This window comes from Streptomyces sp. NPDC048361, from assembly GCF_040651795.1.
GTDB lineage: Bacteria > Actinomycetota > Actinomycetes > Streptomycetales > Streptomycetaceae > Streptomyces.
On the sequence record NZ_JBEZKW010000079.1, the window covers coordinates 1 to 14,925 of the forward strand.

Annotated in this window: 14 protein-coding genes; 7 read left to right on the plus strand and 7 right to left on the minus strand. The window is 71.8% G+C overall.

Annotation, left to right across the window (positions count from 1 at the left end):
* Positions 1–342 precede the first annotated feature (342 nt).
* The 3 genes from AB0D31_RS30790 to AB0D31_RS30800 all read left to right on the plus strand — a co-directional run bounded on the left by AB0D31_RS30790 (position 343) and on the right by AB0D31_RS30800 (position 3,458).
* Complete coding sequence (locus tag AB0D31_RS30790; protein ID WP_362729201.1) at positions 343–1,116, plus strand: SDR family oxidoreductase; 774 nt, start codon at positions 343–345, stop codon at positions 1,114–1,116.
* Positions 1,113–2,765 carry an AMP-binding protein gene (locus tag AB0D31_RS30795; protein WP_362729203.1) on the plus strand — a complete coding sequence of 551 codons (1,653 nt, stop codon included), beginning with the start codon at positions 1,113–1,115 and terminating at the stop codon, positions 2,763–2,765. Before AB0D31_RS30790 ends, AB0D31_RS30795 begins: the two co-directional genes overlap by 4 nt.
* Positions 2,766–2,861: 96 nt before the next feature.
* Entirely contained in the window at positions 2,862–3,458 is a 597-nt protein-coding gene (locus AB0D31_RS30800) for a TetR/AcrR family transcriptional regulator (protein ID WP_362729205.1), read from the plus strand.
* 12 nt (positions 3,459–3,470) lie between these two features.
* On the opposite strand, the gene AB0D31_RS30805 is transcribed toward AB0D31_RS30800, so the two are convergent.
* The 6 genes from AB0D31_RS30805 to AB0D31_RS30830 form a co-directional block, all read right to left on the minus strand.
* Positions 3,471–4,685 (minus strand): acyl-CoA dehydrogenase family protein, encoded by a 1,215-nt coding sequence (locus AB0D31_RS30805; RefSeq protein ID WP_362729207.1) that lies wholly within the window; start codon positions 4,683–4,685, stop codon positions 3,471–3,473.
* Positions 4,686–4,694: 9 nt separating this feature from the next.
* Entirely contained in the window at positions 4,695–5,717 is a 1,023-nt protein-coding gene (locus AB0D31_RS30810) for a phosphotransferase family protein (RefSeq protein ID WP_362729208.1), read from the minus strand.
* Positions 5,718–5,992: 275 nt separating this feature from the next.
* Complete coding sequence (locus AB0D31_RS30815) at positions 5,993–6,316, minus strand: DUF202 domain-containing protein (protein ID WP_362729210.1); 324 nt, start codon at positions 6,314–6,316, stop codon at positions 5,993–5,995.
* Complete coding sequence (locus AB0D31_RS30820; RefSeq protein ID WP_362729212.1) at positions 6,316–6,708, minus strand: DUF202 domain-containing protein; 393 nt, start codon at positions 6,706–6,708, stop codon at positions 6,316–6,318. Before AB0D31_RS30820 ends, AB0D31_RS30815 begins: the two co-directional genes overlap by 1 nt.
* Before the next feature lie 26 nt (positions 6,709–6,734).
* The gene (locus tag AB0D31_RS30825) at positions 6,735–7,250 is read right to left on the minus strand and encodes an NUDIX domain-containing protein (RefSeq protein WP_362729214.1); all 516 of its coding nucleotides are present in this window, start codon (positions 7,248–7,250) and stop codon (positions 6,735–6,737) included.
* Between the two features lie 108 nt (positions 7,251–7,358).
* Positions 7,359–8,255: a DMT family transporter gene (locus AB0D31_RS30830; RefSeq protein ID WP_362729216.1), complete on the minus strand. Its 897-nt coding sequence runs from the start codon at positions 8,253–8,255 to the stop codon at positions 7,359–7,361.
* Positions 8,256–8,421: 166 nt separating this feature from the next.
* Between AB0D31_RS30830 and AB0D31_RS30835 the strand changes: the two genes are divergently transcribed.
* From AB0D31_RS30835 to AB0D31_RS30850, 4 genes are all read left to right on the plus strand, one after another.
* On the plus strand, positions 8,422–10,077 hold the full coding sequence (locus tag AB0D31_RS30835) for an FAD-binding dehydrogenase (protein ID WP_362729248.1): 1,656 nt from the start codon (positions 8,422–8,424) through the stop codon (positions 10,075–10,077).
* A gap of 161 nt (positions 10,078–10,238) precedes the next feature.
* Positions 10,239–11,978 carry an APC family permease gene (locus AB0D31_RS30840; RefSeq protein ID WP_362729218.1) on the plus strand — a complete coding sequence of 580 codons (1,740 nt, stop codon included), beginning with the start codon at positions 10,239–10,241 and terminating at the stop codon, positions 11,976–11,978.
* 83 nt (positions 11,979–12,061) lie between these two features.
* Positions 12,062–12,796, plus strand: a complete 735-nt coding sequence (locus tag AB0D31_RS30845; RefSeq protein ID WP_362729220.1) for a molybdopterin-dependent oxidoreductase — start codon at positions 12,062–12,064, stop codon at positions 12,794–12,796.
* The gene (locus AB0D31_RS30850) at positions 12,735–13,526 is read left to right on the plus strand and encodes a cytochrome b/b6 domain-containing protein (RefSeq protein ID WP_362729222.1); all 792 of its coding nucleotides are present in this window, start codon (positions 12,735–12,737) and stop codon (positions 13,524–13,526) included. Before AB0D31_RS30845 ends, AB0D31_RS30850 begins: the two co-directional genes overlap by 62 nt.
* On the opposite strand, the gene AB0D31_RS30855 is transcribed toward AB0D31_RS30850, so the two are convergent.
* Entirely contained in the window at positions 13,512–14,918 is a 1,407-nt protein-coding gene (locus AB0D31_RS30855) for a gluconate:H+ symporter (RefSeq protein ID WP_362729224.1), read from the minus strand. The two genes, AB0D31_RS30850 and AB0D31_RS30855, sit on opposite strands and share 15 nt — an antisense overlap.
* Positions 14,919–14,925 lie beyond the last annotated feature (7 nt).

The following is a 14,925-nucleotide window of genomic DNA, read 5'->3' on the forward strand; positions in this document are numbered from 1 at the left end:
CTGTTCGCGCCTGAAGGGCGCTCGTCCTCAATCTCCCCCAAGGCCTTAAGGGCCAGGGGGGACCCCCATGACGGGCTGGGGTATGCCCGTGCGGGCCCGCACCGAGTAGTCAGGGGCGCGGGGAACTGCGCGACCAGCCGTGCACGGCCCGCAGCCGAAAGCGGACGGAGGCCTTAGGGGGCGCGGGGAACTGCGCGAGGCGCGGGCACGGCCGCAGACGAAAGCGGAGTTGGGGCCCGGGGAAGTGCGCGAGGGGGGCGGGGCCCGGAGGGGGCAGGGGGTTCCGTCGGTACATACCGACCGGTTAGTCTGCCGGAGGCATACGCAGAGAGGCGGGTCTCCATGAGCACGGCACAGGCGGAGCAGGGCACCGCGGTGGTGGTCACCGGCGCGGGCGGCGGTATCGGCGCCGCCCTCGCCCGCAGATTCGCGCGAGACGGCGCCCGCGTCGTCGTCAACGACCTCGACGCCGACAAGGCTCGCAGGACCGCCGAGGAGATCGGCGCCGTCGCCGTCCCCGGAGACGCCTCCACCATCGTCGCCGAGGCCCGCGACGCCCTCGGCGGCCGTATCGACGTCTACTGCGCCAACGCCGGCCTCGGCTCGGGCGGTTCGGAGGCCGCCCCCGAGGACGTGTGGGCCGCGGCCTGGGACGTCAATGTGATGGCCCACGTTCGCGCCGCCCGCGAACTCCTGCCCGAGTGGCTGGAGAGGGGCAGCGGGCGCTTCGTGTCGACCGTCAGCGCCGCCGGGCTGCTCACCATGATCGGCGCCGCCCCGTACAGCGTCACCAAGCACGGCGCGCTCGCCTTCGCCGAGTGGCTCTCGCTCACCTATCGGCACCGGGGTGTCCGGGTCCACGCCATCTGTCCGCAAGGGGTGCGTACCGACATGCTGGCCGCCACCGGCACGGCCGGCGACCTCGTGCTCAGGCCCACCGCGATCGAGCCCTCCGAGGTCGCCGACGCGCTCTTCGCCGCGATGGCCGAGGATCGCTTCCTGGTGCTGCCCCACCCCGAGGTGGCCGACTATTACACGGCCCGCGCCGCCACCCCGGACCGCTGGCTGACCAGCATGAACCACCTGCAGCAGAAGTGGGAGACGGACGCCGGATGACTTCGATCTACGCGGCCAAGCCCTGGCTCGCCCAGCTCAGCGCGGCCCAGCGGGCCGACATCGACCCACCTGCCACGGTGCTCGACTCCTTTCGGGCCGCCGTCGCCCGCGCACCCCAGCACACCGCACTCGCCTACTTCGACGGCCGTCTCAGTTATCGCGAGGTCGACGCGCTGTCCGATTCCGTGGCCGGGCACCTGGCCGGTCGCGGGCTGAGCCGTGGTGAGCGAGTCGCGCTCATGCTGCAGAACACCCCGCACTTCGTGATCGCGTTGCTCGGCGCGTGGAAGGCCGGCGCGGTCGTCGTGCCGCTCAACCCGATGTACAAGTCGGGCGAGGTCACTCATGTGCTGCACGACGCCGATGTCGCCGCGCTGATCTGTTCCGACCGCGCCTGGGAGGAGTATCTGCGTGACACCGCCGCCGGCTCCCCGGTGCGGATCGCGCTCACCGCCTGCGCGCTCGACCTCCAGAGCAGGAACGACGCACGCGTCCTCGGCTTCGAGCGGCTGCCCGTGCCCGCCGGCGCCGACGACCTCGTCGCCGTCGCCCGCCAGGGCATCGCCGCACCCGACGACCGCCAACCGGGCGGCGACGACACCGCGTTGATCAGTTACACCTCCGGCACCAGTGGCACCCCCAAGGGTGCGATGAACATCCATCGCGCCCTCACCTACCAGGCGGAACGGCAGCGCACCGGACACCCCGTGGCGGAAGGCTCCGGCTATTTCGCGCTCGCGCCCCTCTTCCACATCACCGGCATGGTCTGCGAACTCGCGACCTGCCTCGCCAACGCGGGCACCCTAATCCTGACCTACCGCTTCCACCCGGGTGTCGTCCTCGACGCGTTCACCGAGCACCGCCCCGCCTACACGGTGGGCCCCTCCACGGCCTTCATGGCGCTCGCCGCCACCCCCGGCGTCACCCGCGACCACTTCGCCTCGTTCCGGATCATCTCCTCGGGCGCCGCCCCGGTGCCGCCCGCGCTGGTGGAACAGTTCCGCGCCGGGTTCGGACCGTACATCCGCAACGGCTACGGCCTGACCGAGTGCACCGCCCCTTGCGCCTCCGTCCCGCCCGAGAAGGAAGCCCCGGTCGACCCCGCCTCCGGCACCCTCTCCGTCGGCGTGCCCGGACCGCAGACGGTCGTACGGATCGTCGACCTCGAAGGCAACGAGGTGCCCTTCGGCGAGCAGGGCGAGATCGTGGTGCGCGGGCCACAGGTGGTACCCGGCTACTGGGGGCGCCCCGACGCCACCGCCGAGGCATTCCCCGACGGCGAGTTGCGTACCGGCGACATCGGCTTCATGGACCGCGACGGCTGGCTCTACGTCGTCGACCGCATGAAGGACATGATCAACGCATCCGGTTTCAAGGTCTGGCCGCGCGAGGTCGAGGACGTCCTCTACACGCACCCGGCGGTGCGCGAGGTGGCCGTCGTGGGCGTCCCCGACGCCTACCGGGGCGAGAGCGTCAAGGCGTACGTCTCGCTGCGCCCCGGCGCCGAAGTCGCCCCGGCCGAACTCACCGCGTACTGCAAGGAGCGGCTCGCCGCCTACAAGTATCCGCGCGAGGTGGCGATCCTGGCGGAGCTTCCCAAGACGACGAGTGGGAAGATCCTCAGGCGGGAGCTGCGTACCGAGCCGTAGCGCCCGGGCTTCGCACCAGCAGGTTCGACACAGCAGGACCGGAACAGGGCGGGGGGCCACGGCCTCCCGCGCACGTACGAGAGAAAGGTGGCGGCGATGGCCAAGGCGACGGACACGAGTGGCACCACCCCCGTCCCCCAGCGGCTGCTCGCCGCCGCCACCCGCCTCTTCGCGGAGAACGGGTACGACCGCACCTCCGTGCAGGAGATCGTGGAGGCCGCCGGCGTCACCAAGGGCGCGCTCTACCACTACTTCGGCTCCAAGGAGGACCTCCTCCAGGAGGTGTACGCCCGGGTGCTGCGCCTCCAGCAGGAGCGGCTCGACGCGTTCGCGGACGCGGACGCGCCGATCGAGCAGCGGCTGCGCGAGGCGGCCGCCGACGTGGTGGTGACCACCATCGACAACCTGGACGACGCGGCGATCTTCTTCCGCTCGATGCACCAGCTGAGCCCGGAGAAGAACAAGCAGGTCCGCGCCGAGCGCCGCCGCTACCACGAACGGTTCCGCGCGCTCATCGAGGAGGGCCAGGCGGCCGGGGTGTTCTCCACCGCGACCCCGGCCGACCTGGTGGTGGACTACCACTTCGGCTCGGTCCACCACCTGTCGACCTGGTACCGGCCGGACGGGCCGCTCACCCAGCAGCAGGTCGCCGATCACCTCGCCGACCTGCTGCTGCGCGCGCTGCGCCCTTGAACTGCCGCCCGGTTACAGGTACTTCTTCAGCTCGCGGCGGGCCAGCGAGCGCTGGTGCACCTCGTCGGGGCCGTCCGCGAGCCGCAACGTCCGTGCCGCCGCCCACAGTTCGGCCAGCGGAAAGTCCTGGCTGACGCCGCCCGCGCCGTGCAGTTGGACCGCGTCGTCGATGATGCCGACCACGGTGCGCGGGGTGGCGATCTTGATGGCCTGGATCTCGGTGTGTGCGCCGCGGTTGCCGACGGTGTCCATCAGCCAGGCCGTCTTGAGGACCAGTAGACGCAGCTGCTCGACCGCGACACGGGCGTCCGCGATCCACTCCTGCACCACGCCCTGCTGAGCGATCGGCTTGCCGAACGCCGTACGCGCCACGGCCCTTCGGCACATCAGCTCGATGGCCCGCTCGGCCATGCCGATCAGCCGCATGCAGTGGTGGATCCGACCGGGCCCGAGCCGGGCCTGCGCGATGGCGAAGCCGCCGCCCTCCTCGCCGACCAGGTTGCTCGCGGGGACCCGGGCGCCGTGGAAGACGACCTCCGCGTGGCCGCCGTGGGAGTGGTCCTCGTAGCCGTACACCTGCATGGCGCGGCGGATCTCCACACCCGGGGTGGAGCGCGGCACCAGGATCATCGACTGCTGGCGGCGCACGTCGGCGTTGCCGGGGTCGGTCTTGCCCATCACGATGAAAATCGCGCAGTCGGGGTTCATCGCGCCGGAGATGTACCACTTGCGTCCGGTGACGACGTAGCTGTCGCCGTCCCGCTCGATGCGCGTCTCGATGTTGGTGGCGTCCGAGGAAGCGACCTCGGGCTCGGTCATCGCGAACGCCGAGCGGATCTCCCCGGCGAGCAGTGGCTCGAGCCACTGCTTCTTCTGCTCGTCCGAGCCGAACTGCGCGAGTACCTCCATGTTCCCGGTGTCGGGGGCCGCGCAGTTGAGGGCGGTCGGTGCCAAGTGCGGTGAGCGGCCGGTGATTTCGGCGAGCGGCGCGTACTGGAGGTTGGTGAGTCCCGCTCCGTGCTCGGCGTCGGGCAGGAACAGGTTCCACAGGCCCTGTCGGCGGGCCTCGGCCTTGAGGTCGGCCACGACCTGCGGGGTGTCCCAGGGCGAGGCGAGCAGGGCGCGCTGCTCGTGCGCGGTGGCCTCGGCGGGATACACGTACTCCTCCATGAACGTGAGGAGCCTGGTCCGCAGTTCTTCGGTGCGCGCGTCGAATGCGAAGTCCATGGCGGAGGTTCAGCCTTCCTGAAGGGTGGTGAGACCGTGCTCGATGAAGACGGGGACCAGCTCGCCGATGCGGTCGAACCCGGCGCCCACGGTCTGGCCGAGGGTGTAGCGGTAGTGGATGCCTTCGAGGATCACGGCGAGCTTGAACCAGGCGAACGCCGTGTACCAGGAGATCGCCGAGGTGTCGCGGCCCGAGCGGGCCGCGTAGCGCTCGACGAGCTCGGCGGGGGAGGGGTGGCCCGCGGCGCCGGCCGTGGTGGAGACCGGCGAGTGGGGGAGATCCAGCTTCGCGCTGTACATGACGAGGAGCCCGAGGTCGGTCAAGGGGTCGCCGAGCGTGGACATCTCCCAGTCGAGTACCGCCTCGATCCGGTCGCCTTCACCGATCAGGACGTTGTCCAGGCGGTAGTCGCCGTGCACCACGGTGGGGGCGGGCGAGGCGGGCAGATCGCGTCCGAGAGCGGCGTGCAGTTCGTCGATGCCGCCGAGTTCACGGTTGCGGGAGGCGTCGAGTTGCTTGCCCCAGCGCCGCAGCTGCCGGTCGAGGAAGCCCTCGGGCCGCCCGAAGTCGCCGAGCCCGACCGCCTCGGGGTCGACGGCGTGCAGCTCGACCAGGGTGTCCACCAGGGAGAGCACGGCCGCCCTGGTCCGCTCGGGGCCCAGCGGCGCGAGCTGCTCGGCGGTGCGGTACGGCGTCCCGGCCACGTACTCCATGACATAGAACGGCGAGCCGAGCACCGACTCGTCCTCGCAGAGCAGCACCGGCTCGGGCACCGGCACGGCCGTCGGGTGCAGCGCGCTGATCACCCGGTGCTCGCGCTTCATGTCATGGGCGGTGGCGAGCACATGGCCGAGTGGCGGCCTGCGTACGACCCACTGCCCGGTGCCGTCGGTGACGACATAGGTCAGGTTCGACCGGCCGCCCTCGATCAGACGGGCACGCAGCGGTCCGCTCACCAGACCCGGACGCACGCGGTCCAGATGGGCCCGTAGCTGCTCCGGATCAAGGCCTGGCGGGGGGACTGCGCTCATGGTCGGCACCTCCACAGGGGGTCGGTCGTCGTGTACCCGGACACGCTACCGACCAGTCGGTATGCCGTCCAGGGCGGGCCCCGCGATTCCCGTGTACGAGGTCGGCGCGCGGCGAGTCCGGCAGTGGTCCCGCCCGGGGGCGCGGCGGCGTTCAGAAGAGCATGGTGACCGCGCAACGGGACGCAGAAGGGCTCGGTGACCGCGTAACAGGGTTCATAAGAGCGTGGTGACCGGGCAACAGGGTTCAGAAGAGCGTGGTGACCGGGCAACAGGGTTCAGAAGAGCATGGCGACCGCGAAACAGGCCAGGGCCACCGTGCACGCGGCCGCGGCGAGCGCGCCCCGCAGCCCGAGCACCCGGAAGCGCGGGCCGCCACCGCTCAGGGTCTGGATGCGGCGGTGCGCCACCGCGAGGAACCCGAGCCACACCAGGGCGCTGAGGGTCACCGCGATCAGCCCGACCGGTGAACTTCCGCGGTGCACCGCCTGTTTGGCGGCGAGTACCGCCGTCACCGTGCACGACAGAGTGGTACGCCGCCACGCGAGCCGGGTCCGCTCGGGCTGGAGCCCGGGGTCGCGGGCGGGCGCCCGTGCGGCCATCAGCCCGCCCAGCCGAAGACGACGACCACCACCATCGCCACGGCGACCAGGGCCACGGCGAGGCTCAGGACGGTGGGGAAGCGCGACACCGGAAGGTCCTCGCCGCGCCGCATGGCACGCTCGCACCGCACCCAGTGGTTCACCGCCCGCAGCGCGCAGAGCACCCCCGAGGCGAGCAGCGCGAGCGCGAGGGCGACCCGGACACCCCACCGCAGGTCGGGCAGGAACTGGTCGACCGCGAACCCGCCGCCGACCAGCGCGAGCGAGGTCCTGATCCAGGCCAGGAAGGTGCGCTCGTTGGCGAGCGAGAAACGGTAGTCGGGGGTCTCGCCCTCCTCGCCGATGCGCTGGGGCGCGAACCACAGCCGCAGCGTCTGCACGATCGTGATCACCCGTCGCACCCTACCCGGCGGGTCTCTCAGGACAGCGCGAACCCCGAGGAGCGCAGCCGCCGCCAGGCCGCGAGCCCGTCCGGCACCCACTCCCACACGTCCATGCGGCGCTCCACCTCGTCGAGCGGCAGGAAGTCGTGCCAGGCGACCTCCGCCACCTGCGGGTACACGGGCAGCTCGCACCGCACCTCGTACACCGACGACCACCAGCTCTGCTCGCCGTTCTCGTAGAGGAACTTGAACAGCGGGACCGGCCGCGGCAGCCCCCGCACCCCGAGCTCCTCCTCGGCCTCGCGCAGCGCCGCGTCGTCGTACGACTCGCCGGCGCCGACCACACCGCCGACGAACACGTCGTACAGAGAGGGGAAGACGAGCTTGTCCGGGGTGCGGCGGTGCACGAAGATCCGGCCCGCCGCGTCCCGGGCCAGGATGAACACGCAGCGGTGGCGCAGATTGCGCGCGTAGGCGTCGGCCCGGCGGGCCTGCCCGGTCACGGTGTCGTGCTCGTCGACGATGTCCAGGATTTCGTCAGCCGGATTCATGGGCCCATGAAACCACCGTCCGGTCGGCCCCTCACCGGCTCCCGCCAGCCCCCAACACCGGCCCCTCCGACCGTGCGGCTCAGGGTGCTCCACACCGGTCCGGGACGCTCAATGCGGCTGGAGGTCGCGGGTCGCCGCCTGGGATGCCGTGCCCGAGGGCATCGCGGGGTGCAGCCCGAGCAGCACGATCCCCGCCACGATCGCCGCGAGCCCGGCCGCCTCCCAGGCCAGCGCGCCCGTGTCGGTACGCAGCCGGTCCCCGAGGAAACCGACCGCGCAGGCGATCCCCGCGAGTGGCTGCGCCGCCGTCAGGGCGGGCAGCGACATCCGCAGCGGAGCCGTCTCGAAGGCGCTCTGCACCAGGACGAGCCCGGTGATCCCGAGCGCGATCACCGCGTACGGCTGCCAGCTGGTCATCAGCTCGGGCCAGCCGCCGCGGGAAAGACGCTGCCCGCTGATCCGGGTCAGCGCGTCCTGGAGGCCGTACAGCAGGCCCGCGGCGACGGCCAGCATGACCGGGGCCGCCACACTGAGCCGGTCGTGCTTGGCGAGCCCCGCGAGCAGCAGCGCGAGGCCGACCACGATGCCCACGATCAGCCAGTGCCGCAGCACGCCCGCGACCGCCACACCGCCCTGCGGCTGGCCCGCCACGATGAACGCGGTCACCCCGCCGGCGAGCAGCGCGAGGCCCGCCCAGCCCTGACGGCCGAGCGGCTGGCGGGTCCAGAGCCGTGACAGCCACATCGCGAAGAACAGATTGGTCGCCACCAGCGGCTCGACCAGCGAGACCTCGCCCCAGCCGAGCGCGAGGGCGCTGAGCACCATGCCGGCGACCATCAGGCCTATCCCGGCCAGCCAGCGCGGCATCCGCACCAGGTCGAGCAGCAGCCTCGGGGAGAGGAAGTCGTTCAGCGGGGCGTGCTGCGCCGCGTTCTGCTGCAGCACGAAGCCCGAGCCCAGACAACACGCTGCGCTCACGGCGAGGACGAGGACCAGGACCGACACGTCGTACACCTCAAGTACGGCCGGGGGGCGCTGTTTTGGCCGACCCTAGCGCCCCGGCGATGCTCCTGCCTCCCGGGTGCCCGCGCCGGGGCGGTTGACGCCGGGTGACGGCCCGCCGAAGATCTGACGCACGGGTAACTTGGCGGACGAGCAAAGTGAGCGGCTCATGGCGTACGACGCCGATGTGATCGTGGTCGGGGCGGGGCTCGCGGGCCTGGTGGCCACGGCCGAGCTGGTGGACGCGGGCAAGAAGGTGATCCTGCTCGACCAGGAGCCCGAACAGTCCCTGGGCGGCCAGGCGCACTGGTCCTTCGGTGGTCTCTTCCTCGTCGACTCGCCGGAACAGCGCCGTATGCGGATCAAGGACAGCCGGGCCCTCGCGCTCCAGGACTGGTACGGCACGGCCGGGTTCGACCGGGCGGAGGACCACTGGCCGCGCGCGTGGGCCGATGCGTACGTCGACTTCGCGGCCGGCGAGAAGCGGGCGTGGCTGCACGCCCAGGGGGTGCGTTTCTTTCCCGTGGTGGGCTGGGCCGAACGGGGCGGCTACGACGCCACCGGCCATGGCAACTCCGTTCCCCGCTTCCACATCACCTGGGGCACCGGGCCCGGCCTCGTCGCCCCCTTCGAGCGGAGGGTGCGGGAAGGCGCCGCCCGGGGCCTTGTTCGGTTCGCGTTCCGCCACCGGGTCACGGGGCTCGGCCGCAGTGCCGGCGTCGTGGACACCGTGACCGGCGAGATCCTGGAGCCGTCCGGCGCCGCGCGCGGGACCGCGTCCACCCGGACCGTCACCGGCTCCTTCGAGCTTAAGGCGCAGGCCGTGATCGTGACCAGCGGCGGCATCGGGGGCAACCACGACCTCGTGCGCGCCCAGTGGCCGCAGCGGCTGGGCACCCCGCCCGAGCACATGCTGTCCGGAGTGCCCGCCCACGTCGACGGCCTCATGCTCGGCATCACGGAGGAGGCCGGGGGCCACCACATCAACCGCGACCGGATGTGGCACTACACCGAAGGCATCCAGAACTGGGACCCCATATGGGCCAGGCACGGCATCCGCATCCTGCCCGGACCCTCCTCGCTCTGGCTTGACGCGCGCGGCAGCCGGCTTCCCGTCCCGCTCTTCCCGGGCTTCGACACGCTCGGCACGCTCGACCACATCATGAAGACCGGGCACGACTACACGTGGTTCGTCCTCGACCAGAAGATCATCGGCAAGGAGTTCGCCCTGTCGGGCTCCGAGCAGAACCCCGATCTGACGGGCAAGTCCGTCCGCGGAGTCATCGGGCGGGCCGGGGCCGATGTGCCCGGTCCGGTCAAGGCGTTCATGGACCACGGCGCCGACTTCGTCGTCGAGAAGGACCTCGCATCGCTGGTGCGCGGCATGAACGCGCTCACCAAGGAGCCCCTCATCGACGAGGCCGCCCTGCGCCGCGAGATCGTGGCCCGCGACCGCGAGATCGCCAACCCCTTCACCAAGGACCTCCAGGTCACCGCCATCCGCGGGGCCCGCGCCTACCTCGGCGACAAGCTGATCCGCACCGCGCCCCCGCACCGCATCCTCGACCCGAAGGCGGGCCCGCTGATCGCGGTCAAGCTGCACATCCTGACCCGCAAGTCGCTCGGCGGCCTGGAGACGGACCTGTCCTCGCGCGTCCTCATGGCCGGCGGCGAGCCGCTGCCGGGTGTGTACGCGGCGGGGGAGGCGGCCGGGTTCGGCGGCGGCGGCGTGCACGGTTACCGCTCCCTCGAAGGCACCTTCCTCGGCGGCTGCATCTTCTCCGGCCGGGCGGCGGGGCGGGCGGCGGCCAAGGCGGTCTCGTAGGAGGGCATCCTCGCGGGAAGGTCTCCTCGCAGGACGGCCTCCCCGGCGAAGACGCGTGTTTGATCAAGGTCCGCCGATCGTTCACACGGGCGGCCTACGGTCGGGAGCAGGTCCCCAACTCGCCTGAGCTGGGCGCGTGTTCGAGGGGATACACATTCCGCATGCCGAGCGAGACCAGCCGGACCAGTGAGAGCGGTGAGACCAGCGGGACCGCCAGTGAGAGCGACGAGACCAGTAAGAGTGGCGAGACCAGCGGGGCCACCAGTAAGAGCGGTGAGATCGGGGGCGGAGGGGCCGCGGGGCGGGACCGGGTGCTGCGGGCCGGCCGCCTCGGCACCGCTGGGCTGCTGTTCTCCGTACTCGCCGCGAGCGCGCCCCTGACGGTGGTGGCCGGGGTGATGCCCACCGCGTTCGCGGAGACGGGTGTCGTCGGACAACCGCTGCTCTTCCTCGCCCTGGGCGCGGTACTTCTCCTGTTCAGCGCCGGGTACGCCGAGATGAGCCGCCCTGTGCACCACGCCGGCGCGCTCTACGCATCCATGGCGCGCGGCCTCGGCCCGACCGTGGGCGCCGCCGCGTCCTGGGTGGCGCTCGTGGCGTACAGCGCGCTCCAGGCCGGCATCTACGGCCTGCTCGGGTTCGAGGTCTCGGGACTGCTCGACACCCACCTTCGTGTCGTCATCGACTGGTGGGTGCCCGCCCTGCTCACGGTGGCGCTGGTCGGCGGCCTCGGCCGGCTGAAGACCGGCCTCAACGCCAAGGTGCTCGGCGTGCTCCTGGTCGCCGAGGTCGCGCTCGTCGTCGTCTTCGACGGAGCCGCCCTCGCGCATCCCGCAGCCGACCGGCTCTCGCTGCACGCCTTCAACCCGCACGCCCTGCGCAGGGGCAGCCTCGGCATCGCCCTCTGCTTGTGCGCCGCGGCCTTCACCGGCTTCGAGCAGGCCCCGGTGTACGCCGAGGAGACCAGGCGGCCCCGCGTCGTCGTCCGGCGCGTCATGTTCCTCGCCGTCTCCTTCGTGACGCTCCTCTTCGCGTTCAGCTCCTGGGCGCTGACCATCGCCGCCGGGCCGCGCGACATCGTCGACTCCGCCCAGAAGCAGGGCTCCGGGCTGCTCTTCGCACTCGCCGACAGAAACCTCGGCGCCACCTTCACCGACGTACTCCACGTCGTGTTCGCGACCGGCATGTTCGCGGCGCTGCTCAGCTTGCACAACGTCGTCGCCCGGTACGCCTTCGCCATGGGCCGCGAGAGGCTGCTGCCCGCCGGCTTCGGCCGCACCAACGCCGACAGCGGGGCGCCGGCGGCAGGCTCGCTGCTCCAGACCGCGGTCTCGGTGGCCCTCGTGGCGGTCTTCGCCGTCACCGACCGCGGGCAGCCCGGCGACCCGACCGCCCCGGTCACCCGCATGTTCACCTGTCTGGCCGGCGTGGGCGCGCTGGGTGTGGTCCTCCTGATGGCCGCGGTGTCGCTCGCCGTGATCGTCCACTTCGTCCGTGGGGGAGCGGCCCGTGCGCAGGCGTGGCGGCTGCTCGCGGCCGGCGCCTCGGGCACGGTTCTGCTGGGCATCGCCGCCTACACCGTCGAACAGTTCCCCGCGCTGGTCGGCGCGGGCCCCGGCGACACGCTGATCCGGCTGCTGCCCGGGGTCGTGGCCGTCGCGCTTCTGGTGGGGCTTGCGCGCGGCCTGGTGCTGCGGGCCGGGCGGCCGGAGGCACCCGCCGGGGCGGGACGGGGCCCCGGTGCGCGTGCCGGGGCGGGCTCAGGCCCCGAAGCGCACGGCGGGACGGGCCCGGGCCCCGAAGCGCACGGCGGGACGGGCCCGGGCCCCGCAGAGCGTGCCGGGACAGTGCCCGGCCACGAGGTGCCCTCGCAATGGCGGGGAAGCAACGACGAGCTGTGAGCCGGCTGCCGGATTTCTGACGAAACGGTGACGTGCGGCCCCGGCCCCTGGCAGGACCGGGTTCCGGGTGTTCGAATCAGGGGGTGACACCAGGACCACCGCCCTCGCCCTCGCGGGGCGCCCCCATCGGCCGCCGGCTCGTGCTCGGCATGCTCGGACTCGGCGTGGCCGGGGTCGCCTCCGCCCGTTACGTCCAGGGCGGCCTCGAATCGTTCCTCGGCGCCGCCGCCGACAAGGACCCCACCGGGCTCACCAGTCTGCTGCCCAACGGCGGCGGCTTCCGCTACTACTCGGTCACCTCGTCGGTGCCGACCAAGAGCGCCGCCGACTACCGCCTCACCGTCGACGGCCTGGTCACCAAGCCGACCACGTACACCCTGGACTCGCTGCGCGCGATGCCGCAGACCCGCCTGGTGCGCGATGTGCAGTGCGTGACCGGCTGGCGCGTGCCCGGCACCCCCTTCGCCGGGGTCCAGCTGTCGCGCCTCCTGGACGCGGCCGGCGTGCGCCCCGGCGCCGGGGCGGTCCGCTTCACCTGCTTCGACGGTGCGTACAGCGAAAGCCTCACCCTCGAACAGGCGCGCCGCGACGACGTGTTGATCGCCCTGAGCATGCAGGACAAGCCGGTCAGCCACGTCCACGGCGGCCCGGTCCGCCTGTACGTGGCGCCCATGTACTTCTACAAGTCGGCGAAATGGCTCTCCGGGATCACGGTGACGGAGAAGGTCGAGCGGGGATTCTGGGAGGAGCGAGGCTATGACACCGACGCCTGGGTCGGCCGGTCCAACGGACGCGAAGACACCCCCACCGCCTCCTGAACTCCCTTACGCCGTACGGAGGTTCACGCCCGGCGTGCGCTGGGTGCACCGGGCCACGGCCTGGCTGATGGGCGCCTGTGTGGTCACCGCCGCGATCCTGTACATCCCGCAGTTCGCCGAGGCGGTCGGCCGGCGCGAACTGGTGGTGCGGGTGCACGAGATCTGCGGGGTGCTGCTGCCCGTACCGGTCCTGATCGGTCTGGTGTCACGCGCGCTCCGGGCGGACCTGGGCCGGCTCAACCGGTTCCACCCGTACGACCGCACCTGGCTGCGCAGCGCGCTGCGCCGGCTGCGCGAGCCGCGGCCTGCGGGGAAGTTCAACGCCGGGCAGAAGGTGTACGCCGGCTGGATCGCGGGCGCCGCGTTGGTGATGCTGGGCACCGGCCTGGTGATGTGGTTCACCCACCTCGCGTCCATCGAGGTGCGCATCGGATCGACGTTCGTCCACGACTGGCTGTCGCTCGCCATCGGCATCGTCGTCGCCGGGCATGTGTGGATGGCGTTCGGCGACCCGGAGGCACGCCGTGGCATGCGCACCGGGTCGGTCGACCGTTCGTGGGCGGAGCGTGAACACCCCTTGTGGGAACCGGAATCGGACGACCGGGGGCCGGGCCCCCGGCGATTCGAACCGGGCTCCCGGTCGGCCGGACCGGGCCCCCGGCCGCCCGGACCGGGGTCCGAAACGGGCTCCCGGCCTTCCGGGCCGGACGCCCGGCTAGATGACGAGTGACAGGAGCAGCACGAAGCCGAGCGACACCACGGAGATGATCGTCTCCATCACCGACCAGGTCTTCACCGTCTGGCCGACACTCATCCCGAAGTACTCCTTCACCAGCCAGAACCCCGCGTCGTTGACATGACTGAAGAAGAGCGAACCGGCGCCGACGGCGAGCACGAGCAGCGCCGCGTGCGCGGTCGACATGTCGGCCGCGAGCGGTGCGACAAGGCCTGCGGCGGAGATGGTCGCGACCGTCGCGGAGCCCGTGGCGAGCCGGATCGCGACCGCGATCAGCCAGGCGAGGAGCAGCGAGGGGATCGCCCAGTCCTTGGAGAAGTCCAGGATCATCTGGCCGACGCCCACGTCGATCAGGGTCTGCTTGAAGCCGCCGCCCGCGCCCACGATCAGCAGAACGCCGGCGATGGGCGCGAGGGACTTCTCGACGGTCGTCGAGATCCGCTGCTTGGTGAAGCCGGCGGCCCGGCCCAGGGTGAAGAGGGCGACCAGGACCGCCGCGAGCAGCGCGATCAGGGGTGAGCCGATGACGTCGGTGACCCGCTGGACGTGGTTCTTCGGGTCGTCGATCACGATGTCGACCAGCGCCTTCGCCAGCATCAGGACGACCGGGAGCAGCACCGTGGCGAGGGTCGCGCCGAAGCTCGGCCGCTTCTCCAGGTCCTCCGACGGGCGGGCGGGGACCATGGTGTCCGGGGCCGGGATGTCGACCCAGCGGGCGGCGTACTTCGAGAAGACCGGGCCCGCGATGATCACCGTCGGGATGGCGACGACGACGCCGAGCGCGAGGGTCACCCCCAGGTTGGCGCCGATCGCGTCGATGGCGACGAGCGGCCCCGGGTGCGGCGGGATCAGGCCGTGCATCACCGAGAGACCGGCGAGCGCGGGGATGCCGATCCGCATCAGCGAGTAGTTGCCGCGCTTGGCGACGAGCAGCACCACCGGGATCAGCAGCACGATGCCGACCTCGAAGAAGAGCGGGAGCCCGATGATCGAGGCGATGGCCACCATCGCCCAGGGCATCGCCCGCCCGCCGGACTTCCCGGCCTTGGCGAGGATGGTGTCGACGATCTGGTCGGCTCCGCCGGAGTCGGCGAGCAGCTTGCCGAGGATCGCGCCGAGCGCGATCAGCACGCCCACACCGGCGACCGTGCTGCCGAGCCCGGCGGTGAAGCTGGTGATGGCCTTGTCCAGCGGGGCGCCCGCGAAGGCGCCGAGCGCCAGCGAGCCGATGGTCAGGGCGAGGAAGGCGTGCAGCTTGAACTGGGTGATGAGCAGGACGATGACGGCGATGCCCGCGAGTACGGCGATGCCCAGTTGGGTGTTGCCGGCCGAGGTGATCGGCTGCGTGGCGTCCGCTGCCAGGAACTCGACGCTGAGTCTGGTCACGGTGGGG